The following is a 25,288-nucleotide window of genomic DNA, read 5'->3' as shown; positions in this document are numbered from 1 at the left end:
ATAAATAAAGAGTGTAATTTTAAAGCTATTACCATTCCAACAGAATGGTAATGAATTGACTGTGCCAAAATTAAGTAAACTTAATTTTGTATTGGTCACTCAGTTCATTGAAATCAAGTTTGTTACCGAAGTAACTGCCATTCCTAAGAATGACGTTTTGATATTCATCAACGAGTGCCCACACAGATTGATAGGTTTAAATTGTTAAAGAGCTTTTCCTTTTTGAGGTTCGCTCAAATCGGACGGCCATTTTAGCGATTTAAGTTTTAGTGTCAACCACTATTTTCAAAACTTTTTTCAAGCGCTTAGCTTGGCTAATTTGACCTGCTGATTCGTTTTGGTTTCTTACGAAGCCTTCCCGTTTCAACGAGGTCGCATTATAGAGATTTCGATCACACTGGCAAGCCCTTTTTGAAGTTTTTCTCGTTTTTTTATTCGTTCGATTAAAAAGAGCACAAAACGCCTCAAAAGTAGGCTTTTCTCTTACATCTCTTGCAATTTCTTAGAGAATAAAGAGACTTTTTCCCAGTTCGTATACTCAACTTCCTTGGTTGTGTCCGTTTCTCCGCCTGTCATATTCATAATGAAGCGAATCATGGTTTTATCGAACCAGTTATAACGAGGGTAATAGAGAGCACCCGCGAATACACCGATTAGAGTCGGCTGCCATGGTGACTTAAGAAGAAACTTCTTAATATAGGCACTACCTTCAGGGGTGTCTTTACCTTGGTCTTCTTTACGAGCCGTTAAGTTAACGCAGAAGAAGGCAACCTTATTTGATTGCAACTGAGCAAGGTTGGCATCAATGAACTTATATAGCTTCTTATTAAGGTGGCCGTAACGAATAGATGCACCAATCAGCACTCTGTCGTATTGAGCAAAGTCGACATTACTAATAGTGTGCAGATCTTGAAGCTCACATTCGAACTCATTCATTTCTTCTTTTATATAGTTCAAGATCTTCTTGGTTTGCCCTTCACGGCTTGAATACAAAAATAGAGCTTTTGCCACAATGTTGTCCTTAGCTACGCCAAAACGTAGGGGTCAATAAAATTAATAAGGTGAATATCTCTAAACGACCAAACAACATAGATACGATCAACACCCATTTGGCCTTATCATTCACATCGCCAAAGTGCATTGCCACTTCACCTAAGCCCGGGCCAAGGTTATTCAACGTTGCCGCTACGGCAGAGAAAGCACTCAGCTCATCCATCCCAGTAGCAATAAGAGCCAACATACAAACCACAAAAACCAATGCGTATGCAGAGAAGAAGCCCCAAACCGCATCAACAACACGTTGTGGTAACGCAGAACCGCCAACCTTGATGGTATAGACAGCACGCGGGTGAACAAGACGCTTCATTTCACGAGCACCTTGTAGAGTAAGCAATAAGATTCGAATGACTTTCATACCACCGCCCGTTGAACCTGCACAGCCCCCTATAAAAGAAGAGAACAGAAGCAGCACAGGTAAGAATAACGGCCACTCAGAGAAACCTGTGGTGGTGAAGCCTGCTGTCGTAGATATAGACACCGTTTGGAACAACGCTTGATCAAAAGCATCGTAATACGAGTCATAAGAGTGGTGATTAAGCAGTAATAAGAAACAAACTAAGAACAAGACTGCTTGAATAAAGATAAAGGCGCGGAATTCAGGATCTTTCCAATAATACTTAGGATGCACACCACCAGAAGCAAATGCAGCAAAGTGAAGCGAATAGTTACACGCAGAGATAAGAAGGAACACGACCGTAATCATGTTGATAGCCGGACTGTTGAAATAGCCCATACTCGCATCGTGAGTCGAGAAGCCACCAATCGCAATAGTAGAGAAACTATGACTGATAGCATCAAAGAAGCTCATGCCTGCAAGCCAAAACGCCACCGCACAAGCAATCGTTAGACTCAGATAGATGTACCAAAGCGCTTTTGCCGTTTCAGCAATACGCGGAGTCATCTTACTATCTTTTACAGGGCCCGGGATTTCTGCACGATATAACTGCATACCACCGATGCCGAGAACCGGAAGGATGGCTACCGCTAATACGATGATGCCCATACCACCAAACCATTGCAGGAATTGGCGGTAAAACAGAATCGCCTTAGGCAGATCATCGAGGCCGACAATAACGGTCGCGCCCGTGGTTGTTAATGCAGAGAAGGATTCGAAGAAAGCATCGGTTACCGACACATTGGGGTTATCGGCGATCAAAAACGGCAGCGCACCAGCACTACCGATTACCGTCCAGAATAAAACAACAATCAAGAAGCCATCACGCGCTTTCAATTCATGCTTATAACGTCGGTTTGGAAACCAGCAGGTTGCTCCACAGAATAAGAGAACAAAAAAGGTCGTCACAAATGGCACACCCGCACCATCTCGATAGATCAGAGCGACGAGCGCAGGTGCGAGCATTGATACACTAAAAAGTGCTAATAATAATCCGACGATTCGAATAATTGAGCGAAATTGCATGAGCTATTGAACGAAGCGAAATGCTTCACACTTCCTAGTTGTCTTTGACTTTCGTTACCAGTGCCTTAGCACCGCTTTTATTGATCATGGTTTGGGTAAACGAATCTACCTGAAGGAGCTCTATTTCAATAATAAGCTCAACTTGAACACCATAATCCGCTTGGACTTCAACAGCCTGATGCTGAGCCATGATGGATTGTGCAATCGGCACAAAGCCATAGTCTAACTCTAGCCGTAATTTTGTGGTTATTTTTTTCTCGATAGTTTGAAGCAGCTTGAGAGCTTGTTGTACTCCACCACCATAAGCCTTAACTAAACCACCAGTACCGAGCTTGATTCCGCCTGAATAGCGAGTGACTACAGCCGTTAACTCGCCAACACCTGAACCAGACAGTTGCGCCAAGATAGGCTTTCCAGCAGTACCCGAGGGTTCGCCATCATCACTAAAGCCCCACTTCATCGAATCTTCAGGTCGCCCTGCAGCAAAGCCCCAACAGTTATGTCGCGCTGAAGAATGCTCTTTTTTTACCTGTTCAACGAACTGCTTAGCAGCTTCTACACTTGGAGTATGAGCAAGATGAGTAATAAAAACGCTCTTTTTTATCTCTTCTTCAAATAAAGCCGACGCTGACGGTATTAAATAGGGCTGTTCATTCATATCGTTAACTTAATTATTAAGAGCGGCGAAGTGTATCACGCGTGAATAATAAGGGTTAGAGGATCTGTGCTGTCGCACAATGTTAAACAATTGTTTAAAAAATGTATTGAAATTAATCAAGCAGAGGTACAGACTAGAATAACTGGTCTTACCAGGTGCTCTACAATAATAGAAAGATAACAAGATTCTCTCAAACAATCGTGGATTGTATGTCATGGAGATAGACAATGATTTACCAAGCTAACACCCTACAGGTAAAGGAATTACAAGATGGTATTGCGGAATTAAACTTCTGTGCACCGGCATCTGTAAACAAACTCGACCTTGCAACTTTAGAATCACTAGATAAAGCGTTAGATGCTCTTAATGCTCACGCAGGATTACGTGGTTTAATCTTAACTTCAAACAAAGACGCGTTCATTGTGGGCGCAGACATCACTGAATTTCTTGGCCTATTTGCTAAGCCAGAAGCAGAACTTGATGAATGGTTAAGATTCGCTAATTCAATCTTCAGCAAGCTCGAAGACCTTCCTGTCCCAACTCTTTCAATGATGCGTGGCCATGCCCTTGGCGGCGGCTGTGAATGTGTACTCGCTACCGATTTCCGTATCGGTGACAAGACCACCAGCATAGGTCTACCAGAAACCAAACTTGGCATCATGCCTGGTTTTGGTGGTTGTGTGCGCCTACCTCGTGTTATCGGTGCTGACAGCGCGATGGAAATTATCACTCAAGGCAAAGCATGCCGTGCAGATGAAGCGCTTAAAGTTGGCTTGTTAGATGCGATTGTAGAAACAGACCAGCTGCTAGAGTCAGCGATCAACACTGTTTCTTTGGCAGCCAATGAGAAACTTGATTGGCAGCTACGCCGCAAACAAAAAACGTCAGCGCTTTCACTAAGCAAACTAGAAGCGATGATGAGCTTTACTATGGCTAAGGGCTTAGTGGCTCAAAAAGCAGGGCCTCACTACCCAGCTCCGATTACTTCTGTGATTGCAATTGAAGAAGCAGCGCGCAGCGATCGCGATGCGGCGTTAGACATCGAACGCAAACATTTCGTTAAGCTAGCAAAATCTGAAGAAGCGAAAGCCCTTGTCGGTTTATTCTTGAATGACCAATACATTAAAGGCTTAGCAAAACAAGCTGGTAAGTCTGCGAATAAAGCAACTGAACGCGCAGCAGTACTTGGCGCTGGCATCATGGGTGGCGGTATTGCTTACCAGTCAGCATTGAAAGGCGTGCCAGTGATGATGAAAGACATCGCACAAGCGTCTCTTGATCTTGGTATGAACGAAGCTTCTAAGCTGTTGAATAAACGCTTATCACGCGGTCGCCTAGATGGGTTCAAGATGGCAGGTATTCTGTCTTCTATTACTCCAAGTCTACATTATGCAGGTGTTGAGCAATCAGATGTGATTGTGGAAGCGGTTGTAGAAAACCCTAAAGTAAAAGCGGCAGTTTTGAGCGAAGTGGAAGGTTTGGTTGGTGAAGACACGGTTCTTACATCAAACACCTCAACGATTCCAATCAACCTGTTAGCGAAATCTTTGAAGCGCCCAGAAAACTTCTGTGGCATGCACTTCTTTAACCCAGTGCACCGCATGCCTTTGGTTGAGATCATCCGTGGTGAGCATACTTCAGAAGAAACTATTAATCGCGTGGTTGCTTACGCAGCGAAAATGGGCAAATCCCCTATCGTTGTTAATGACTGCCCTGGTTTCTTCGTAAACCGCGTACTTTTCCCTTACTTTGGCGGTTTCAGCATGTTGCTACGCGACGGTGCTGACTTCACTAAGATCGATAAAGTCATGGAGCGCAAGTTCGGTTGGCCAATGGGCCCTGCGTACCTATTAGACGTTGTGGGCCTAGATACAGCACACCACGCACAAGCTGTGATGGCGCAAGGTTTCCCTGAGCGTATGGGTAAAGAAGAACGTGATGCGATTGACGCGCTTTATGTCGCTGAAAAATACGGCCAGAAGAACGGCAGCGGTTTCTACACATACAGCGTAGACAAGCGCGGTCGCCCTAAGAAGACCTTCTCTGAAGACATTCTTCCTATTCTGGCTGACGTATGCCAACAGCCACAAGACTTTGATGACCAGACCATTATCCAACGTGTGATGATTCCTATGATCAACGAAGTGGTGCTTTGTCTAGAAGAAGGCATTATCGCGACACCGCAAGAAGCGGATATGGCACTGGTTTACGGTTTAGGCTTCCCTCCATTCAGAGGCGGCGTATTCCGCTACTTAGACAGTGTGGGCATTGGTAACTTCGTTGAAATGGCGAAAGGCTACCAAGACTTAGGTGCAATGTACCAAGTTCCTCAACTATTGCTTGATATGGCAGCGAAAGGCGAAAGCTTTTACGACGGCCAACAAGCCAGTTCTCTGTAACCCACATTTGGAAAAGGAATAGCAAAATGAATAATGTAGTTGTTGTTGATTGCCTTCGTACCCCAATGGGACGTTCCAAAGGTGGAGCTTTCCGTCACACTCGTGCTGAAGATCTGTCTGCTCATTTGATGAAAGGCATTTTAGAGCGCAACCCAGAAGTAAACCCTGTCGAGATTGAAGACATTTACTGGGGTTGTGTACAACAAACGCTAGAGCAAGGCTTCAACGTTGCACGTAACGCTGCTTTGCTTGCTGGTCTACCGATTGAGATTGGTGCGGTAACGGTCAACCGTTTATGTGGCTCATCTATGCAAGCTCTGCATGATGCAACCCGCTCTATCATGGTTGGCGATGCTGAAATTTGCCTGATAGGTGGTGTCGAACACATGGGTCATGTACCAATGAACCATGGTGTTGATTTTCACCCAGGCATGTCTAAACACGTAGCGAAAGCTGCCGGTATGATGGGCCTAACGGCTGAGATGCTAGGTAAAATGCACGGTATTAGCCGTGAAGACCAAGACGCATTCGCAGCACGCTCACATGCTCGAGCTCAAGCAGCAACAGTTGAAGGTCGTTTCAAAAACGAAATCCTGCCAACAGAAGCTCACGCAGCAGACGGTTCACTGTTCACTCTGGATTACGATGAAGTCATTCGCCCAGAAACTACGGTTGAAGGCTTATCTCAGCTTCGCCCGGTATTTGACCCAGCAAACGGTACGGTAACAGCAGGTACTTCATCAGCACTGTCTGATGGTGCATCGGCAATGCTTATCATGAGCGAAGAGAAAGCCAACGCACTTGGCCTTAAGATTCGCGCTCGCGTGAAGTCAATGGCTATCGCAGGTTGTGATCCTTCAATCATGGGTTACGGCCCAGTACCGGCGACTCAAAAAGCGTTAAAACGTGCAGGTCTGAACATTGAAGATATGGGTGTAATTGAGCTTAACGAAGCGTTCGCTGCTCAATCTCTTCCATGTGCTAAAGATCTAGGTCTACTGGATGTAGTTGACGAGAAAGTAAACCTTAACGGTGGTGCGATTGCACTCGGTCACCCACTGGGTTGTTCTGGCTCTCGTATCTCGACCACCCTAATCAACCTGATGGAAGCACAAGACGTGAAATACGGCTTAGCGACCATGTGTATTGGTTTAGGCCAAGGTATTGCAACGGTATTTGAACGCCCATAGCGGTCGTTAGTTGTAATACTTGTAGGGTAATCTTTTGTGCAGCTATATTTATATAGCTGCACTTTTTATTACTTGGTATCCAACAATGCATCAATTGCGTTCAGCGAACTCAGCGAGAGAAAAACCAACACTGACATCTATGCACAAAACGCATAGATTCAATGTTGATGTTTCATTATTTTTTCTCGGATGATTCAACTAAAGTTACTTCAGTTTCCTAATATTCCTCCTACGGAGCAGATCATGTTTAAAGCACTTGTACTAAACCAAGAAGACAAAAAAACTATCGCATCAGTTTCTCAAATTGATGAGTCTCAATTACCAGAAGGTAACGTGAAGGTTGATGTGAGCTACTCTTCTTTGAACTACAAAGATGGTTTGGCGATTACAGGTAAAGGGCGCATTGTTCGTAACTTCCCTATGGTGCCTGGTATCGACCTTTCAGGTGTGGTTTCACAATCTGATGACCCACGCTACAAAGCGGGTGACGAAGTTGTTCTAACGGGTTGGGGTGTTGGTGAAGGTCATTGGGGTGGCATGGCTGAAAAAGCGAGCCTAAACGGTGATTGGTTAGTGCCAATGCCAGCGGGTCTAGACGCTAAGAAAGTCATGGCGATCGGTACAGCAGGTTTCACAGCAATGCTTTGTGTGCAAGCTATCGTGGATGCAGGCATAAAACCAGAAGACGGTGAGATCCTAGTCACTGGAGCAAGTGGCGGTGTAGGCAGCGTGTCTATTACGCTACTTAACCAACTGGGTTACAAAGTGGCTGCGGTTACTGGTCGTGCTTCTGCAAACGGTGAACTACTTAAATCACTAGGTGCGACACGCATTGTAGAGCGTGCTGAACTTGAAGAACCAGCTAAGCCACTAGAAAAACAACTGTGGGCTGGTGCTATCGATACGGTAGGCAGCAAAGTACTTGCGAAAGTATTGGCACAAATTGATTACAACGGCGCGGTTGCAATGTGTGGTCTAGCAGGCGGTTTTGACTTACCAACCACAGTAATGCCATTCATTCTGCGTAATGTTCGTCTACAGGGTGTTGATTCTGTAATGTGCCCTCGAGAGAAACGTATTAAAGCGTGGGAACAACTGGCTGAGCTACTACCAGAATCTTTCTACGCTCAAGCAACCAAAGAAGTGTCTTTAGATGGCGCAATTCAAGCTGCAGAAGACATCACTAACGGTCAAATCACTGGTCGTGTAGTCATTAAACTATAGACTCTCAAACATAAAGTTATCAAACCTTAAGCAACAACTTTAGGCTTGGATAACCTAAAACAACAAAGGGCTGATTTTTATCAGCCCTTTTGCATTTTTGTCATTAGAATCAAGTGAACCAAAGCTAAGACCTCAGTTAACCCAAACCTACATCCGCAATCCGTTTTTGAATCAGCTCACCACACTCTTCTTTTACCACTCTTCTTAACCATTGTTGTGAAGCAGAAGAATCGCAGCGCGAGTGCCAGATCAGTGAGTAATCAAACGGCATAAACTCAAATGGTAATGGCTTAACAACCAAGTCATAGCGATCTGCCACTAAATAAGCCAGATCGGCTGGTACAGTGATCACCAACGGCATTCTATCGACAATCGCTAATGCAGCTTCAAGGTGATAAGCACGCAACACCATTTTACGAGGCTGTTGATTGGCTAATGCGTTGTCTAATAAAGCCTTAACACCATCACTGATCGCAATCATCGCGTGCGGGAGTGATACATAGTCTTCAAGGCTTAAAGACTGATCCGCCAATGGGTGGTTTTTAGATAACAGACACGACACACCGACCGGCCCCAAGACCTCTTGATGAAGTGGTGCAATGCTGCCACTCGGACGACAGATCGCCATATCAACACGTTCGGTACTCAGCTGTTTAAACAAATGCTCATGCTGCAGCGGTGCAAACTCCAAAGATATGTTCGGCGCTTGTTCATAAATCTTAGGTAATGCATAAGGCAAGATGGTTTGCATCGCGTAGTCAGTAGTCGCAATCAGAAAGCGTTCACTGCAATAGTAAGGATCGAAATCACTCGGGCTCAGCAGTTGGCGGAATGACTCTAAAGGCTGATCAATACGCTGGCTGATCTCGAGTGCTTTTTTGGTGGGGATAAGGTGCTGACCTTGGCGTGTAAACAGCGGATCGTTAAGTAGTTCTCTTAAGCGCCCTAACACTCGACTGGTTGCCGATTGACTTAAGTTAAGGCGAAGCGCAGCCTGGCTAACACTGCCCTCTTCAATCAATACTTTTAAGGCGACCAATAAATTTAGGTCTCTACGATAGATGTCTTCTAATTCCACGCCACTTACCTAGTTGTATACAACTGTCATTAGTTACTAAGTTGTTTATAGCATGCTTTAGATAAAAAAAATCCCGCAATTATGCGGGGAAGCCCAAGAAAATCTGGGGATAGTGTCGGAATGTTGTCGTATCGGAATTTGCTTGTTGTATTCGGGTTAGTGCTCTTGCTCTTCGGCTATACCTTGCCAACGGCGCATCTCTACCCAAATACCAATAATCGTTGCTACTATGCCAAAGATAGGCATCAGTGAGGTCTCTGTCGATGAGCGTAAAACTAACGCACAGAAAGAAATAAAACAGAGAACTGAATAAATTGTTAATCTATCTAATCCTGTCAACATCGCCACTCCTTAGCTAGTTGCCTTTGTTTCAAGTTGTTATCAACTTGTTAACTAAGTTATAGGAAATGATTCTGTTTGCCAAGCACTTATTGCATATTTTTTCTGCAGACGTATTATTCACTCGTTAGATAGAAATAGAGATACAAACCATGACATTCAAACCTGAACTGGCAACCCATACTTTAGAAGCTGAAGGCCTACGTTGCCCGGAACCAGTAATGATGGTCAGGAAGACAATTAGAAACATGCAGGATGGCGATGTGTTACTGGTAAAAGCTGACGATCCTTCGACAACTCGAGATATCCCGAGCTTTTGTCGATTCATGGATCACCAGTTGGTAGGTCAAGCGACAGAAACGTTGCCTTACCAGTATTTGATCAGAAAGGGATTGGAGGCATAACGCCCCACCGAGTATCAAGCATCAAAAAAGCCGCTCGTACCTTATGTTCTTCAACAGAACTCAGAGTACGAGCGGCTTTTTGTTTATTCGTTTCTAGATTTATTTTGCAGATGCTCAAGCTGATGCTGAATTTCTCGGATATCTTTGCGCATAGGAATAATATGCGCCACTCGAATCCAGGCCTCTACCGCAAGCCCAGTCATGATCATCGAACCAGCCACCATTGGTAGCCACATGTCCGTCAACACCATGCCTAATAGTGTAAGTGCAAGACCAAAGGTAAATAGATAACTTTGGCTTTGTGGAGTAATACCCATATAACGCGTCAACATAATCATGCCCTCGTGTTCTTAACTCACAAGATTAAAATATCATGACAAGTATGACAGTTATATGTCCATTCGCTCGATAAACCCGACAATACTGTAAGAGTATGACCTACAACACATTACTCTACTGGTTGAGTATAATAAGACTCAATACCACCGCTTAATAGAAAGCCGCTGCGATAGCCAAACCCACGAATAACAAGGCGGTGATCTTGCGAATCAGATCAAGAGGCATCTTATCTGCCGATAACTTACCAATGATCACCACTGGCACATTCGCCAGCAACATACCAATGGTAGTACCCAGAATCACCCACGTTAATGCATCAGAATATTGAGCCCCTAGAATGGAGGTCGCAATCTGAGTCTTATCGCCAATCTCAGCAATAAAGAAAGCGATAAAGCTGGCGACAAATGGGCCTCGATTCGAGATCTGCTCATCGTCATCCAACTTATCCGGAATCAGAATCCAGCCCGCCATCGCAATGAAACTGACCACCAGCACCCATTTTAAGATTTCAGGAGATAAGTAATCTGCGATAACGACACCGAGCCATGCAGCAAGAGCATGATTGGCAATGGTGGCAAAAAAGATAGCCGCGATAATAGGTATCGGCTTGCGATATCGACTGGCTAATAAAAGGGATAGCAACTGAGTCTTATCACCGATCTCGGCTAAGGCGACAGTTGTAATTGAAATTGCTAAAACGCTCACGACATGCTCATTTGGGACGGAGATTATTATATTTAACCAAAGACAAACCTCGCGCCCCATCCCGGTTCACGATGCTTGTCTAAGGTCTTGCTAAGCGCCACCAAGGTGGTGGTTGCCTCGAACGCCATGATGATTTTGCATCAATTATGTTGACGGACGAACTCATTCAATAGGATATGAATAAGTAAGCTACTCCCCAAAGACCGCGAGATTTTAATCACCCACGCTTTCAAACACAAGTGTCAAAGTTATCAAAATATCCACTTGTGCCGAAAAACAAACATTAAAGGCAAAAAAATCCACTAAACGACATTTTAGACCACTAATTAAACAAGATTACCCCTACTCGCTTTACCAATATCTCGGTATACTCAGAGGTTATTTTTCTCATTCATTTAAAAGAATCGCGCGAACCTGACTATGCAAAAATACGATATCAAAACCTTCCAGGGAATGATCCTCGCGCTGCAGGATTACTGGGCACAAAACGGTTGTACCATTGTTCAACCACTAGATATGGAAGTAGGTGCTGGCACCTCTCACCCAATGACATGTCTACGTGCACTTGGCCCAGAGCCAATGTCTACGGCATACGTTCAACCTTCTCGTCGTCCGACCGATGGTCGTTACGGTGAAAACCCGAACCGCCTGCAGCACTACTATCAATTCCAAGTAGCTCTAAAACCTTCTCCAGATAACATCCAGGAGTTGTACTTAGGCTCGCTTGAAGTTCTTGGTGTCGATCCACTTGTTCACGATATTCGCTTCGTAGAAGACAACTGGGAAAACCCAACGCTAGGCGCATGGGGTCTTGGTTGGGAAGTATGGCTAAACGGTATGGAAGTGACTCAATTCACTTACTTCCAACAAGTTGGCGGTCTTGAGTGTAAGCCTGTAACGGGTGAGATCACTTACGGTATCGAGCGTCTAGCAATGTACATCCAAGAAGTAGACTCTGTTTACGACCTTGTATGGAACGTAGCACCAGACGGTTCTAACGTGACTTACGGTGACATCTTCCACCAAAACGAAGTTGAGCAATCAACGTACAACTTCGAGCACGCAGACGTAGATTTCCTATTCACTTTCTTCGACCAGTGCGAAAAAGAGTGTAAAGAGCTACTTGAGCTTGAGAAGCCACTGCCGCTTCCAGCTTACGAGCGCATTCTAAAAGCAGGTCACGCATTCAACATCCTTGATGCGCGTAAAGCTATCTCTGTAACAGAGCGTCAACGTTACATCCTTCGTATCCGCAACCTGACTAAAGCTGTTGCAGAAGCGTACTACGCGTCACGTGAAGCGCTTGGCTTCCCAATGTGTAAGAAGGATAAATAATCATGGCGAAGAATTTTCTAATTGAACTGGGTACGGAAGAGCTTCCACCAACGGCACTTCGTTCTCTAGCTGAAGCCTTTGCTTCTAACTTTGAAGCAGGTCTTAAAACGGCTGAGCTTTCTCACGAAGGCATCAAGTGGTACGCAGCACCTCGTCGTCTAGCACTTAAAGTAACGGCACTGGCTGAAGGCCAAGCAGACAAAGTCGTTGAGAAGCGCGGTCCTGCAATTTCTGTGGCATTCGATGCTGAAGGCAACGCGACGAAAGCTGCACAAGGTTGGGCGCGTGGTAACGGTATTACTGTTGAGCAAGCTGACCGTCTGAAAACAGACAAAGGCGAGTGGCTTCTTTTCAAACAAGAAGTGGCTGGCAAACCAGTTCAAGAATTGGTCATGGACATCGCTGCGAAAGCTCTCGCTGGCCTACCAATTCCTAAAGCAATGCGCTGGGGTAACTCAGACATTCAATTTATCCGTCCAGTGAAAACACTGACAGTACTACTAGGTGATGAGCTTGTTGAAGGCAAAATCCTAGGCGTAGCTTCTGCTCGTACTATCCGTGGCCACCGTTTCATGGGCGAACAAGAGTTCACAATCGATTCTGCTGACCAATACCCTGCGATCTTAGAAGAGCGCGGTAAAGTAATGGCAGATTACGATGCGCGTAAAGCGATCATCCTTGCTGATGCTAAAAAAGCAGCAGACGCGGTTGGCGGTATTGCTGACCTAGAAGATGACCTTGTTGAAGAAGTTACCTCTTTGGTTGAATGGCCAGTGGTGCTTACTGCTAAGTTTGAGCAAGAGTTCCTAAAAGTGCCTTCTGAAGCCTTGGTTTACACCATGAAAGGCGACCAGAAGTACTTCCCTGTTTATTCGCATGAGATTGGTGACGCTGAAAGAAGCCTTCTACCAAACTTCATCTTCGTTTCGAACATCGAGTCTAAAGAGCCTCGTCACGTAATCGAAGGTAACGAGAAGGTTGTACGTCCACGTCTTGCTGATGCTGAGTTCTTCTTCAACACAGACCGTAAGCGTCCGCTGATCGACCGTCTTGCTGAACTAGACCAAGCTATCTTCCAGAAGCAACTGGGTACGATCAAAGACAAAACAGACCGCATCACAGAACTTGCTGGCTACATTGCTGAGCAAATCGATGCTGACGTTGAAAAGTCTAAGCGTGCAGGCCTACTGGCTAAGTGTGACCTAATGACATCTATGGTATTCGAATTTACGGATACTCAAGGTGTGATGGGTATGCACTACGCAACGCACGATGGTGAAGACGAGCAAGTAGCACTAGCACTTTACGAGCAGTACATGCCTCGTTTCGCGGGTGACACATTGCCAAGCACTGGTATTTCATCAGCAGTAGCAATGGCAGACAAGCTAGACACTATCGTAGGTATCTTCGGTATTGGCCAAGCTCCAAAAGGTTCTGACCCATTCGCTCTACGTCGTGCATCACTAGGTGTGCTACGTATCATCGTTGAAAACGGCTACAACCTAGACCTAACCGATCTAATCGGTAAAGCGAAAGAATTACTAGGCGACAAGCTAACTAACGAAAACGTAGAAGCTGACGTTATCGACTTCATGTTAGGTCGTTTCCGCGCATGGTACCAAGATGCTGGTTTCAGTGTTGATATCATCCAAGCGGTACTAGCACGTCGTCCAACCAAGCCAGCTGACTTTGACCAACGTGTTAAAGCGGTTTCTCACTTCCGTGAACTGGAAGCAGCAGAAGCGCTAGCAGCAGCGAACAAGCGTGTAGGTAACATCCTCGCGAAATTCGATGGCGATCTACCCGCTGAAATCGATCTAGCGCTTCTTCAAGAAGACGCAGAGAAAGCGCTGGCTGAAAACGTTGAAGTAATGACGGAAGCACTAGAACCAGCATTCGCGACAGGCAACTACCAAGAAGCCCTAAGCAAGCTTGCTGATCTACGTGAACCCGTTGATGCATTCTTCGATAACGTGATGGTTATGGCTGATGACGAAGCGCTTAAGAAAAACCGTCTAACGCTACTGAACAACCTACGTAACCTGTTCCTACAGATTGCTGACATCTCTCTACTGCAAAAATAAGCACGAGTGAAACAGTTGCTCTAAATCATACTCTGAGTAACTAACGGTAAACACCCAAAGGGAAGCGAAAGCTTCCCTTTTTGTTTTTGTGAACCAAGCATTTGTTTGTAGAGGTATTATTGATTAACTGAATGAAACAGCACTCAGACTGTAGAGGGCATTGTTTGCTATAAATAACCTGTTTATTCAGGGGAAGGGAACAATGAAAAAGACAGTACTCGCGCTTTCAATGCTCGCACTCAGCGCATGCAGCCAAACCAGTGACAATAACCTATTACTGACAATTGATAACGACACTGTCGTATTTGAATCATCAGGTAAAGGCACCGTAATTGCAGAACAGGAACTCGCCAAAGGTAGCTATACCTTCTCTATCAGCGACGCTCAAAAGACCTGTGGTACTAACTATGCTTTGGCTGAAGAGAGTCGCATCAAATTCAATAAACCCCTTCGTCTAGACGACTGTGCCGAGAATTCTGAAATCGCCATCAAGGTCTTTCGCGCTAACACCTACCAGTTTACGCTCAACCCACAGACCAATGAACTCACGGTACAGATAAAGCCAAAGCAACAACAAGTTCAAAGCTTTGCCTGCCCAGTACTTAGTGACCAGCCAACCACCATCGATGTTACTCAAACCTTTGATGAAGGTACTCTAGTAAGAGATGCTCTTTCAGGTACACAAGTCACAGTTACCAATGGCAGCGTCACCATGCAGCCAGCAGAAAATAGCCAAGGCGTTCTGCTACTCGAGAAAGTAGAACCAGAAACCAAAGCCGATTTTAGTTGGGACAACGCCACGGTTTACTTCGTGATGACCGACCGCTTCCACAATGGCAACCCTGATAACGACAACAGTTACAATCGTAGCCAAGATGGACAAGATGAAATAGCCACCTTCCACGGTGGTGACTTAGCCGGGTTAACCGAAAAACTCGACTACATAGAATCACTCGGTGCCAATGCCATCTGGATTACCTCTCCACTAGAGCAGATCCATGGCTGGGTTGGCGGCGGTGATCGCGGTGACTTCAAACACTACGGCTACCACGGCTACTACCATCAAGATTGGACCAAGCTCGATGACAACATGGGCACCGAAGACGAGCTGAAAACCTTCATCGATACCGCGCACAGCAAAGGCATTCGCGTTGTTTGGGATGTGGTAATGAACCACACCGGTTATGCGACACTTGCCGACATGCAAGAGTTTGATTTTGGTAAGCTCAACCTCACGGATGAACAAGCTAAACAAACCCTTGGCGAAAACTGGACAGATTGGCAACCAGAAGCAGGCCAGAACTGGCACTACTTCAATAACTACATATCTTACAGTGACAAAGAAGCGTGGGAGAAATGGTGGGGTAAAGCTTGGTTACGCAGCGACATTGGTGCTTATGACTCTCCGGGTTACAACAACCTCACCATGTCTTTGGCACACCTACCCGATTTCAAAACAGAATCGACAGAGACAACTGGGCTACCGAACTTCTATCGCAACAAGTCCACCAGCGCTACAGATGAACTCCAAACTCCTCGTGAACACCTCATCACTTGGTTGTCTGACTGGGTACGTGAATATGGCGTTGATGGTTTTAGGGTCGATACCGCCAAGCACGTTGAGTTAGATGCGTGGGCAGAGCTTAAAGAGAGCACTAACCAAGCGCTTGCAGAATGGAAGCAAAACAACCCAGACAAAGCGTTGGATGACCTACCATTCTGGATGACGGGTGAAGTATGGGCACACAGCGTGGTGAAATCAGACTATTTCGCTAACGGGTTTGATTCGATCATCAACTTTGAATTCCAGAGTGATATCGCACCCAAAGCACTTAAGTGTCTATCCGATCTCGATGCTGACTACCTGCGCTACGCAGACAAGATCAACAGTGACAGCGAGTTCAACGTGTTGAGTTACCTTTCATCTCACGACACCTCGTTATTCTGGACACAACATGGCAGTGACTTTGCAAAACAAACCAAAGCTGCCAACGCGTTGATGCTGGCTCCCGGTGCGGTGCAGATCTATTACGGCGATGAAATCGCTCGTAATTTCGGCCCAACAGGCTCCGACCCAATGCAAGGCACTCGCTCTGACATGCCTTGGGATCAAATCACAGGTGAACGGGCAGAGTTGCTGGAACACTGGCAAGCGCTTGGCCAATTCCGCCAACGCCACCCAGCGGTAGCCCAAGGTAAGCACATCATTCGTAACAGCAAGGGCTACTATGCGTTCGAACGCCAATACCAAGATGACAAGGTATTAGTCGTTTATACCGGCTCGAAGTAAACGCTGATTGAAATAACCCGCACAAATTAAAAGGAGAAGCTTAGGCTTCTCCTTTTTTGATCACGAAACACTCGTTCAATAAGAAAGCAGACACTCATTAGTTAAACTTTATAGAAGTTTTTTTCACGTTAGAGCATTTGGCGCTATGCGTCGCAAAAACATTGCGGTATGTTCAAGGAACACACTGATGGTAGACATAAGGTCTGCCTTAATGACACATAACAAGCAATCACAATGAATTAGGTAAAATAAGTAATGCAGTTCTCTAAGTTTGGTGAAAAATTTAATCGATACTCTGGAATCACTCGTTTAATGGATGATTTGAATGATGGCCTGCGCACTCCTGGTGCAATCATGCTCGGAGGTGGCAACCCAGCCGCTATCCCAGCCATGCTCGATTACTTTAACCAAGCCAGTGCCGACATGCTCGCCAGTGGAGAACTCATCGCCGCCCTCGCCAACTACGATGGTCCGCAAGGCAAAGACAGCTTCATTAAGTCGTTAGCGGCAATGCTGAAAGAAACTTATGGTTGGGACATTAGCGAGAAGAACATCAGCCTGACCAACGGCAGTCAAAGTGGCTTCTTTTACCTATTCAATCTTTTAGCAGGCCAACAGCCAGACGGATCACACAAGAAAATATTGTTACCGATCGCGCCTGAATACATCGGCTACGGCGATGCTGGCATTGATGACGATATTTTTATCTCTTACCACCCAGAGATCGAACTGCTAGAAAACCGCCAGTTTAAATACCACGTTGATTTTGAAAAGCTCAAGGTTGATGACTCGGTTGCCGCTATCTGTGCCTCTCGCCCAACCAACCCAACCGGTAACGTGCTGACCGACGAAGAAGTACGTAAACTAGATAAACTGGCGCGTGAAAACAACATTCCGCTACTGATCGATAATGCTTACGGCCTGCCGTTTCCAAACATCATCTTTGAAGATGTCGAGCCGTTCTGGAATGAAAATACCATTCTGTGCATGAGCTTATCTAAGCTTGGTTTGCCTGGTGTGCGTTGCGGTATCGTGATTGCGAGCGAAGAAGTAACACAAGCTCTGACCAACATGAATGGCATCATCAGCCTAGCACCCAATAGTGTTGGTCCTGCGATTGCTAACCACATGATTGAAAAAGGCGATTTACTGCGCTTGAGTAGTGAGGTGATCAAACCTTTCTATAAAGATAAATCTCTACGTGCAGTTGAGCTTTTACAAGAAGCGATCGATGACCCTCGCTTCCGTATCCACAAGCCTGAAGGCGCGATTTTCTTATGGCTATGGTTTGATGAACTGCCGATTACCACCATGGAGCTGTACGACCGCCTCAAAGCTCGTGGCGTATTGATTGTTCCGGGTGAATATTTCTTTATCGGCCAAGAAGACGAGTGGGATCATGCCCATCAATGTCTACGCATGAACTACGTGCAAGATGATGAGGCGATGCAGAAAGGCATTTCAATCATTGCTGAAGAAGTGAAAAAGGCTTACTCAGAACAGTAATAAAACCTTTTAGGTTACTGTAACCTAAATACAAAAAGAGCACCGACCTTCTTCAAGGTACTGGTGCTCTTTCACTTTTACTTCCCGATATTTATTAGCTCAAATGAGCTAATAACGCTTAACCTTCTAGAAGACTATTACCATTAATAGCAATCTTACGCGGTTGCATCGCTTCTGGGATTTCGCGTTCTAGGTCGATGTGAAGAAGACCATTTTCCATGCTTGCGCCCACCACTTTTACGTAGTCAGCCAGTTGGAATTTACGTTCGAAATCGCGCTCTGCAATACCTTGATATACGAAGGTTTTCTCGGCTTCTGCTTTACGCTCACCTTTCACAATTAGCATGTTCTCTTTTTGAGTAAGATCTAATTGGTCATCTGCAAAACCAGCGACTGCCATAGTAATACGGTAGTTATTCTCGTCTTTTTGCTCGATGTTATACGGAGGGTAACCGCCAGAAGCATTTTTTGATGTGTTCGCTTCCATCATATTGAATAGACGATCGAAGCCGATTGCGTTGCGGTAAAGTGGAGTGAAATCTACAGTTCTCATAATGCTATCCTTTTAGTAAGCAATAGTCTTAGCTGTGATTTTTACTGAGATCGAACCTGTGAGTGATTCAGTAAACAGCTAAGGGATTCAGTTCGCATTCCTCGGGTTTCACCTCGTTTGGCGACAACGCTGGGACATGACAATGAATCAATTTTTAAATTGTGTGCTGCCAAAGTTATCCTCTATTGAGCGATACTCTAGCAACGATTATGAAGGTTCTGTTTCTTCTCTTGTAGAGCAAGACAGTCATCCTCTTCACAACTAGATATGTGGATTGAGCAAAATAGTTTCAAGGGATTATTTTCAATTATTTTTCCAATCCAATATTTTTCAATCACTTAAAAACAAAAAAAGACCGTCATTTCTGACAGTCTTTTCAATAAGATATTGAGTTTTTTGAGACGAAGCTATTTCGTTTTAGTTCAAGGAAGAGGCGCGGAGCATACGAATGTATGTGAGCACCTCTGACACAGAAATTAAGCGAAAGAGCGAAGTATCAAAGATACTAAACGTCTAGGTTTGCTACTTTCAATGCATTCTCTTCGATGAAGTTACGACGCGGTTCTACTTGGTCGCCCATCAACGTTGTAAACAACAGGTCAGCACCAACAGCATCTTCAATCGTTACTTGCATCATACGACGAGTTTCAGGATCCATCGTTGTTTCCCAAAGCTGATCAGGGTTCATCTCACCTAGACCTTTGTATCGTTGTAGGCTCAGGCCACGACGAGACTCTTTCACTAACCAGTTCAGAGCTTCAACAAAGCTAGAAACCGCTTGAGTACGCTCACCACGCTTGATGTAAGCGCCTTCTTCAATCAAGCCGTCAAGCGCTTCAGAAAGGTCTGCTAGCTTACCAAACTCTTTCGAGTTGATAAGGTCAATGCTGAGTACATGTTCGTGAGTAACACCGTGTGTACGCACTACAATCTTAGGAACGCTTAAACCTAGCTCTTCGTGTTTTTCAACTTCAAGAGAATATTGGCTCGCACCCGCTTCTTTGCCGTTTAGCTGCTCTACAAGCTGCTTACCCCAAGCTTCAACTGCCGCTTCATCATGACACTGCTCAGCGGTTAGGCGAGGTACATAAATCAGTTCGTGAATCAGTGCTCGTGGGTAACGACGGCTCATACGATCAACCAGCTTAATACCCGCATTATATTGATGAACAAGCTTCTCTAAGCCTTCACCAGTAAACGCAGGTGCTTCAGGGTTTACGTGCAATTCTGCATTATCTAAAGCCAAAGATACTTGATACTGGTTCATCGCATCTTCATCTTTGATGTACTGCTCTTGCTTACCCTTCTTCACTTTGTAAAGCGGTGGCTGAGCAATGTAGATGTAACCACGTTCAATCAGTTCAGGCATTTGACGGTAGAAGAACGTCAGTAGCAGAGTGCGGATGTGAGAACCATCGACATCGGCATCGGTCATGATGATGATGTTGTGGTAACGCAGTTTATCTGGGTTGTATTCGTCACGGCCAATACCACAACCAAGTGCTGTGATTAGCGTTGCGACTTCTTGAGAAGACAGCATTTTATCGAAACGTGCTTTCTCTACGTTAAGGATTTTACCTTTAAGCGGTAGGATTGCTTGGTTCTTACGGTTACGCCCCTGCTTAGCTGATCCGCCAGCAGAGTCTCCTTCCACAATATATAGTTCAGACAGTGCAGGATCTTTTTCCTGACAGTCAGCTAGTTTACCTGGAAGACCCGCTAAATCTAATGCGCCTTTACGACGTGTCATCTCACGAGCTTTACGCGCCGCATCACGAGCACGTGCTGCATCGATAATTTTAGAACAAACGATTTTCGCTTCACCTGGGTTCTCAATTAGGAACTCAGACAGTTTCTCACCCATCGTAGACTCAACGGCAGACTTCACTTCTGAAGAAACCAGCTTGTCTTTAGTTTGGCTTGAGAATTTAGGATCTGGCACTTTCACCGAAACAATCGCTGTCAAACCTTCACGGGCATCATCACCTGATGTTGAAGTCTTCGCTTTCTTCGAGAAGCCTTCTTTGTCCATGAAGCTGTTCAATGTACGAGTTAGTGCACCACGGAAACCCGCTAAGTGAGCACCACCATCACGTTGAGGGATGTTGTTGGTGAAGCAATAAATATTTTCTTGGTAACCGTCATTCCATTGCATAGCAACTTCAACGGTAATACCGTCTTCACGCTCATGATCGAAATGGAATATTTTCTGAATAATCGGTGTTTTGTTGGTGTTTAAGTGCTCAACAAACGCTTGGATACCGCCTTCGTATTCGAAGTGATCCATTTTGTCTTCTTCGCGCTTATCGATTAGCTTAATTGATACACCTGAGTTCAAGAATGATAGCTCGCGTAGACGCTTAGCTAAAATATCGTAATGGAACTCGATGTTATTGAAGGTTTCTTCACTCGGCCAGAAACGAATCTCTGTACCTGTTTTGTCCGTGTCACCCACAACCGCTAGTGGCGCTTGAGGCTCACCGTGGCAGTATGTTTGAGTGTGGATTTTGCCACCGCGATGGATAGTAAGAGTAACTTGCTTAGAAAGTGCGTTAACTACTGAAACACCAACACCGTGCAGACCACCAGATACTTTGTACGAGTTATCATCGAACTTACCACCAGCGTGAAGAACCGTCATGATTACTTCTGCTGCTGATACTTTTTCTTCTGGGTGCAATTCAGTTGGAATACCACGGCCGTCATCGCTTACTGACACAGAACTATCTTCATGGATAGTTACGATGATGTCATTACAGTGACCAGCGAGTGCTTCATCAATAGAGTTATCTACCACCTCAAAAACCATGTGGTGCAGACCGGTACCATCATCCGTGTCGCCAATGTACATTCCAGGACGCTTACGTACCGCATCCAGACCCTTCAGTACTTTAATACTCGATGAATCGTAATTATCTGACATAGTTACTCTCTGACTAATTATCCTTGCTCTATTTTGCCATGTTCCACATGAAACATCCTGCTATTTTCGTCATGCATATCTGCAATCTGATCAGCGGTAATAGAGCTTACAAAAACTTGAGCCTGGGTCGCCTTTAAACACTCAGCAAGACGAGCTCGGCGTTGGCTATCTAATTCGGAAGCAAAGTCATCTATCAAGTAGATGCACTGCTTACCTGTCATTTGAGTGAGGTGTTGCCCTTGTGCTACTCGTAGCGCGCACACCATCAACTTCAACTGACCTCGTGACAAGACATCTTCCACTGGAGTGCCGTTCACTTTTATCTTTAGATCCGCTTTGTTTGGTCCACTAAAGGTGTAACCAAGCTGCTGATCCCTTTCAAAATTCTTTTCTAATATCTCGGCGTATGGGGTGTCTTTATCCCAGCCTCGATAGTAGTTAATCTTTATCTCAAACTCAGGTAAGAAGGTTGCACAGATTTCTTCGGCGACTTCTTTAAGCTGTTCAACGTACGTGGCACGCCACTGGCTGATGCTTTCAGCTAAACGGGCTAATTCTTGATCCCAATAGCTCAGTTCTCGATAGTTCGTCGCCGTTTTCAATAATGCATTACGCTGTTTATTGAGGCGCTTTACCCTGCCCCAAGCATCATAAAAACCCGACTCACTGTGGAAGACTCCCCAATCAATGAATGCGCGGCGATGCTTAGGTCCATCGGTTAGTAAATCAAACCCTTCGGGGTGAATCAACTGCAAAGGTAAGACTTGAGCTAACTGAGCCAATTTTTGCCCAGTTTGACCGCTTATTTTAACCTCTGTGGTGCCATCGCGCTGCTTATTAATGCCAATTGGCAGCTCAAATTGATCCGAGGTCATAAAACGGCCATGGACAAACAGTTCGCTACACTCATTTTGAATGATACGACCGGTTAAGGAGCTTTTGAATGAGCGACCATGTCCGAGCAGATACACCGCTTCAAGGACACTGGTTTTGCCGCTTCCGTTAGCCCCTATAAGAAAGTTAAAGCCTGATGACGGTTGAATGTCACAGGCTTCAATATTTCTAAACTGCTTTACGATTAAGCGCGATAAAGGCATAACGTCTTCATATTAATCTTCAATCACGGCTCGATAGACAAACGTTGTTGATAAGCAAACATAATGTATAAATAAACACAGTTACAAACGAATCGGCATAACAACGTACATCGCGCTGTCATCTTGTGCGTTTTCAATCAAGGCACTCGCATTCGCGTCTGACATTGAGATTCGAACCTGCTCACAACGCAGTGTGTTCAATACATCCAATACGTAGCTTACGTTAAAGCCAATCTCTAGTGCGTCACCGTCGAAGGTGACGTCTAGTACTTCTTCCGCTTCTTCTTGTTCTGGGTTGTTCGCTGTAATACGCATCTCGGTATCGACAAGATTAACGCGAACACCACGGAATTTTTCATTCGACAGAATCGCAGCACGAGAAAACGCTGAACGTAACTCATCGCAGCCAGCTTCTAATGTCTTAGTGGTATTTTGTGGCATTACGCGGCGATAATCCGGGAAACGACCATCAACAAGCTTAGAAGTGAATACATAGTTGTTCACTTCAGCACGCACGTTAGAGTTACCAATCTGCAGCGTTACTGGCTGTTCAGGAGCATCCAGTAGCTTCACTAACTCTTGCACACCTTTACGAGGAACAATGATCTGCTTCTGAGCAAAATCAGCACCCAGTTGCGCTTGAGATACCGCCATACGGTGACCATCAGTTGCAACACTACGTAAGATAGAACCTTCAATCTCAAACAACATACCGTTGAGGTAGTAACGAACGTCTTGGTTCGCCATTGAGAATTGTGTTTTCTCGATAAGACCGCGCAATTCAGCTTGTGTCACTGACACTTCAACTTCACTGCTCCAATCTTCAATATTTGGAAAATCTGCCGCAGGTAATGTTGCCAATGAGAAACGGCTACGACCAGAACGAACCTGAACACGGTCACCATCCAATACCACAGTGATCACTGAGCTATCTGGCAAACCGCGACAGATATCTAGGAACTTACGTGAAGGTACGGTAATACTGCCCGCTTCGAAATCACCTTCAAGCGTTACACGGCTGATCAATTCAACTTCTAGATCCGTCGCTGTCATCGACAACACGTTATCTTCTACTTTAATCAGTAGGTTTCCTAGAATTGGAAGCGTTGGCCTGCCACCGAGTGCGCCAGATACTTGTTGTAATGGCTTTATCAGGTGACTACGTTCAATGGTAAATTTCATATCTTGCTCTTACGGTCTAAATGGCACTGCGTAATAGTACGTGGCCAAGATTCTGCTTATTAAGGTTAAGAATACTGTGTATTAAGAAGAAAGGGTACGAATCAAGTTCGAATAATCTTCTTTAATGTCGTGGCTCTCTTCACGCAGCTGAGCAATCTTACGACAAGCGTGCAGCACGGTCGTGTGGTCACGGCCACCGAATGCATCGCCAATCTCAGGCAAGCTGTGGTTAGTCAGCTCTTTAGCCAGTGCCATCGCCAATTGGCGCGGACGAGCAACAGAACGAGAACGACGTTTAGATAATAGATCAGCGACTTTGATTTTGTAGTATTCAGCGACTGTCTTTTGAATGTTATCAATGGTGACCAGTTTTTCTTGCAGGGCAAGTAAGTCACGCAGTGCTTCACGCACGAAATCGATCGTGATCGGACGGCCAGTAAAGTTTGCATTCGCAATAACACGGTTCAATGCGCCTTCTAGCTCACGAACGTTAGAGCGTAAACGCTTCGCAATAAAGAACGCCACTTCATCCGCAAGATGAATTTGGTGGTCTTCTGCTTTCTTCATCAAGATCGCCACACGAGTCTCAAGCTCAGGTGGCTCAATCGCAACCGTCAAACCCCAACCGAAGCGGGATTTAAGACGATCCTCTACCCCGTTGATCTCTTTTGGATAACGGTCAGACGTTAGGATGATCTGTTGATTGCCTTCAAGCAGTGCATTAAAGGTATGGAAGAACTCTTCTTGAGAGCGCTCTTTATTAGCAAAGAATTGGATATCATCGATAAGCAATGCATCAACACTACGGTAGTAGCGCTTAAATTCTTCAATCGCATTGTTTTGGAGCGCTTTCACCATGTCTTGAACAAAGCGCTCTGAGTGCATGTAAACCACTTTAGCATTCGGCTTATTATCAACAATGGCGTTACCCACCGCATGCAACAAGTGCGTTTTACCTAAACCAGTACCACCATACAAAAACAACGGGTTGTAAGCGGTTCCTGGGTTATCAGAAACCTGACGTGCCGCAGCCAAACCCAGTTGGTTCGACTTACCTTCAACAAAGTTATTGAACTTATGTTTTGGGTTCACGTTTGAACGGTGATTAAGATCAACCGCTACAGGTTCTTCATCACGCCAGATATTGTGTACTGGTTTACGTGCTTGTAGCTGCGCAGGTGCAGACGACTCAGCGGCTACATCAGCAGCGGTACGTGTACGAGCAGGGGCGATAACCTCAGACCTTGGAGCAATGACTCGTTTACTTCCAATCTCAAAATGAAGATGTGGGATATCATTACCACAATATTCTTGTAGCAAACGGTTAATGCTATTTAGGTACTTATCGCGCACCCAATCGAGTACAAATCGGTTTGGTGCAAATAGAGTTAGAGTATTACCATTGAGCTCCGCTTGTAACGGACGTACCCACATACTGAATTCTGTAGCTGGTAACTCTTCTTGAAGCTGTTGCAAGCATTGCAACCAAAGCGAAGATGACAC

The 25,288-nt window shown here is 45.2% G+C and carries 20 protein-coding genes and 1 riboswitch; of the genes, 8 read left to right on the top strand and 12 right to left on the bottom strand.

Annotation, left to right across the window (positions count from 1 at the left end; all coding sequences use genetic code 11):
* Positions 1–483: 483 nt before the first annotated feature.
* The 3 genes from hemG to OCU90_RS00090 are packed head-to-tail and all read right to left on the bottom strand — an operon-like array spanning position 484 to position 3,137.
* The gene (hemG, locus tag OCU90_RS00100; protein WP_004736667.1) at positions 484–1,011 is read right to left on the bottom strand and encodes a menaquinone-dependent protoporphyrinogen IX dehydrogenase; all 528 of its coding nucleotides are present in this window, start codon (positions 1,009–1,011) and stop codon (positions 484–486) included.
* Positions 1,012–1,021: 10 nt separating this feature from the next.
* Positions 1,022–2,479 carry a TrkH family potassium uptake protein gene (locus OCU90_RS00095; protein WP_017077285.1) on the bottom strand — a complete coding sequence of 486 codons (1,458 nt, stop codon included), beginning with the start codon at positions 2,477–2,479 and terminating at the stop codon, positions 1,022–1,024.
* Between the two features lie 34 nt (positions 2,480–2,513).
* Entirely contained in the window at positions 2,514–3,137 is a 624-nt protein-coding gene (locus tag OCU90_RS00090) for a YigZ family protein (protein WP_004736669.1), read from the bottom strand.
* A 227-nt stretch (positions 3,138–3,364) separates the two neighbouring features.
* Between OCU90_RS00090 and fadB the strand changes: the two genes are divergently transcribed.
* The 3 genes from fadB (at position 3,365) to acuI (ending at position 7,950) form a co-directional block, all read left to right on the top strand.
* Positions 3,365–5,536: a fatty acid oxidation complex subunit alpha FadB gene (gene fadB, locus OCU90_RS00085; protein ID WP_061025195.1), complete on the top strand. Its 2,172-nt coding sequence runs from the start codon at positions 3,365–3,367 to the stop codon at positions 5,534–5,536.
* Between the two features lie 26 nt (positions 5,537–5,562).
* Positions 5,563–6,726, top strand: coding sequence for an acetyl-CoA C-acyltransferase FadA (gene fadA, locus OCU90_RS00080; protein WP_061025197.1), 1,164 nt, complete (start codon positions 5,563–5,565; stop codon positions 6,724–6,726).
* Positions 6,727–6,969: 243 nt separating this feature from the next.
* Complete coding sequence (acuI, locus tag OCU90_RS00075) at positions 6,970–7,950, top strand: acrylyl-CoA reductase (NADPH) (RefSeq protein WP_061025200.1); 981 nt, start codon at positions 6,970–6,972, stop codon at positions 7,948–7,950.
* Between the two features lie 136 nt (positions 7,951–8,086).
* On the opposite strand, the gene OCU90_RS00070 is transcribed toward acuI, so the two are convergent.
* Both OCU90_RS00070 and OCU90_RS00065 read right to left on the bottom strand, forming a co-directional pair.
* Entirely contained in the window at positions 8,087–9,028 is a 942-nt protein-coding gene (locus OCU90_RS00070) for a LysR family transcriptional regulator (RefSeq protein ID WP_061025202.1), read from the bottom strand.
* 156 nt (positions 9,029–9,184) lie between these two features.
* Positions 9,185–9,370: a hypothetical protein gene (locus OCU90_RS00065; RefSeq protein WP_004736674.1), complete on the bottom strand. Its 186-nt coding sequence runs from the start codon at positions 9,368–9,370 to the stop codon at positions 9,185–9,187.
* Positions 9,371–9,519: 149 nt separating this feature from the next.
* Between OCU90_RS00065 and tusA the strand changes: the two genes are divergently transcribed.
* Complete coding sequence (gene tusA / locus OCU90_RS00060; protein WP_004736675.1) at positions 9,520–9,771, top strand: sulfurtransferase TusA; 252 nt, start codon at positions 9,520–9,522, stop codon at positions 9,769–9,771.
* Between the two features lie 83 nt (positions 9,772–9,854).
* Here tusA and OCU90_RS00055 read toward each other — a convergent pair whose 3' ends face one another.
* Both OCU90_RS00055 and OCU90_RS00050 read right to left on the bottom strand, forming a co-directional pair.
* A complete protein-coding gene (locus tag OCU90_RS00055) occupies positions 9,855–10,109 on the bottom strand; it encodes a hypothetical protein (protein ID WP_004736676.1) in 255 nt (84 codons plus the stop codon).
* Positions 10,110–10,260: 151 nt separating this feature from the next.
* Entirely contained in the window at positions 10,261–10,815 is a 555-nt protein-coding gene (locus OCU90_RS00050; RefSeq protein WP_017077289.1) for a TMEM165/GDT1 family protein, read from the bottom strand.
* 34 nt (positions 10,816–10,849) lie between these two features.
* Positions 10,850–11,025: riboswitch (yybP-ykoY riboswitch) on the bottom strand.
* 210 nt (positions 11,026–11,235) lie between these two features.
* Here OCU90_RS00050 and glyQ point away from each other — a divergent pair.
* The 4 genes from glyQ (at position 11,236) to OCU90_RS00030 (ending at position 18,030) form a co-directional block, all read left to right on the top strand.
* On the top strand, positions 11,236–12,150 hold the full coding sequence (gene glyQ, locus OCU90_RS00045) for a glycine--tRNA ligase subunit alpha (RefSeq protein ID WP_009848159.1): 915 nt from the start codon (positions 11,236–11,238) through the stop codon (positions 12,148–12,150).
* Positions 12,151–12,152: 2 nt separating this feature from the next.
* Positions 12,153–14,234 carry a glycine--tRNA ligase subunit beta gene (gene glyS / locus OCU90_RS00040; protein ID WP_017087263.1) on the top strand — a complete coding sequence of 694 codons (2,082 nt, stop codon included), beginning with the start codon at positions 12,153–12,155 and terminating at the stop codon, positions 14,232–14,234.
* Between the two features lie 202 nt (positions 14,235–14,436).
* Positions 14,437–16,524, top strand: coding sequence for an alpha-amylase (locus tag OCU90_RS00035; RefSeq protein ID WP_061025204.1), 2,088 nt, complete (start codon positions 14,437–14,439; stop codon positions 16,522–16,524).
* A 255-nt stretch (positions 16,525–16,779) separates the two neighbouring features.
* Positions 16,780–18,030, top strand: a complete 1,251-nt coding sequence (locus OCU90_RS00030) for a valine--pyruvate transaminase (RefSeq protein ID WP_017087261.1) — start codon at positions 16,780–16,782, stop codon at positions 18,028–18,030.
* Between the two features lie 118 nt (positions 18,031–18,148).
* On the opposite strand, the gene OCU90_RS00025 is transcribed toward OCU90_RS00030, so the two are convergent.
* The 5 genes from OCU90_RS00025 to dnaA form a co-directional block, all read right to left on the bottom strand.
* Entirely contained in the window at positions 18,149–18,583 is a 435-nt protein-coding gene (locus OCU90_RS00025; RefSeq protein ID WP_004736683.1) for an Hsp20 family protein, read from the bottom strand.
* 505 nt (positions 18,584–19,088) lie between these two features.
* On the bottom strand, positions 19,089–21,506 hold the full coding sequence (gene gyrB, locus OCU90_RS00020) for a DNA topoisomerase (ATP-hydrolyzing) subunit B (protein WP_004736684.1): 2,418 nt from the start codon (positions 21,504–21,506) through the stop codon (positions 19,089–19,091).
* A gap of 17 nt (positions 21,507–21,523) precedes the next feature.
* Entirely contained in the window at positions 21,524–22,603 is a 1,080-nt protein-coding gene (recF, locus tag OCU90_RS00015) for a DNA replication/repair protein RecF (RefSeq protein ID WP_017080844.1), read from the bottom strand.
* 81 nt (positions 22,604–22,684) lie between these two features.
* Positions 22,685–23,785, bottom strand: a complete 1,101-nt coding sequence (gene dnaN / locus OCU90_RS00010) for a DNA polymerase III subunit beta (RefSeq protein ID WP_017073815.1) — start codon at positions 23,783–23,785, stop codon at positions 22,685–22,687.
* 81 nt (positions 23,786–23,866) lie between these two features.
* Positions 23,867–25,288 (bottom strand): chromosomal replication initiator protein DnaA, encoded by a 1,422-nt coding sequence (gene dnaA, locus OCU90_RS00005; protein ID WP_017087260.1) that lies wholly within the window; start codon positions 25,286–25,288, stop codon positions 23,867–23,869.

This window comes from Vibrio splendidus (assembly GCF_024347615.1).
GTDB classification, from domain to species: Bacteria; Pseudomonadota; Gammaproteobacteria; order Enterobacterales; family Vibrionaceae; genus Vibrio; species Vibrio splendidus.
This window is presented reverse-complemented; position numbering and strand designations above follow the sequence as displayed.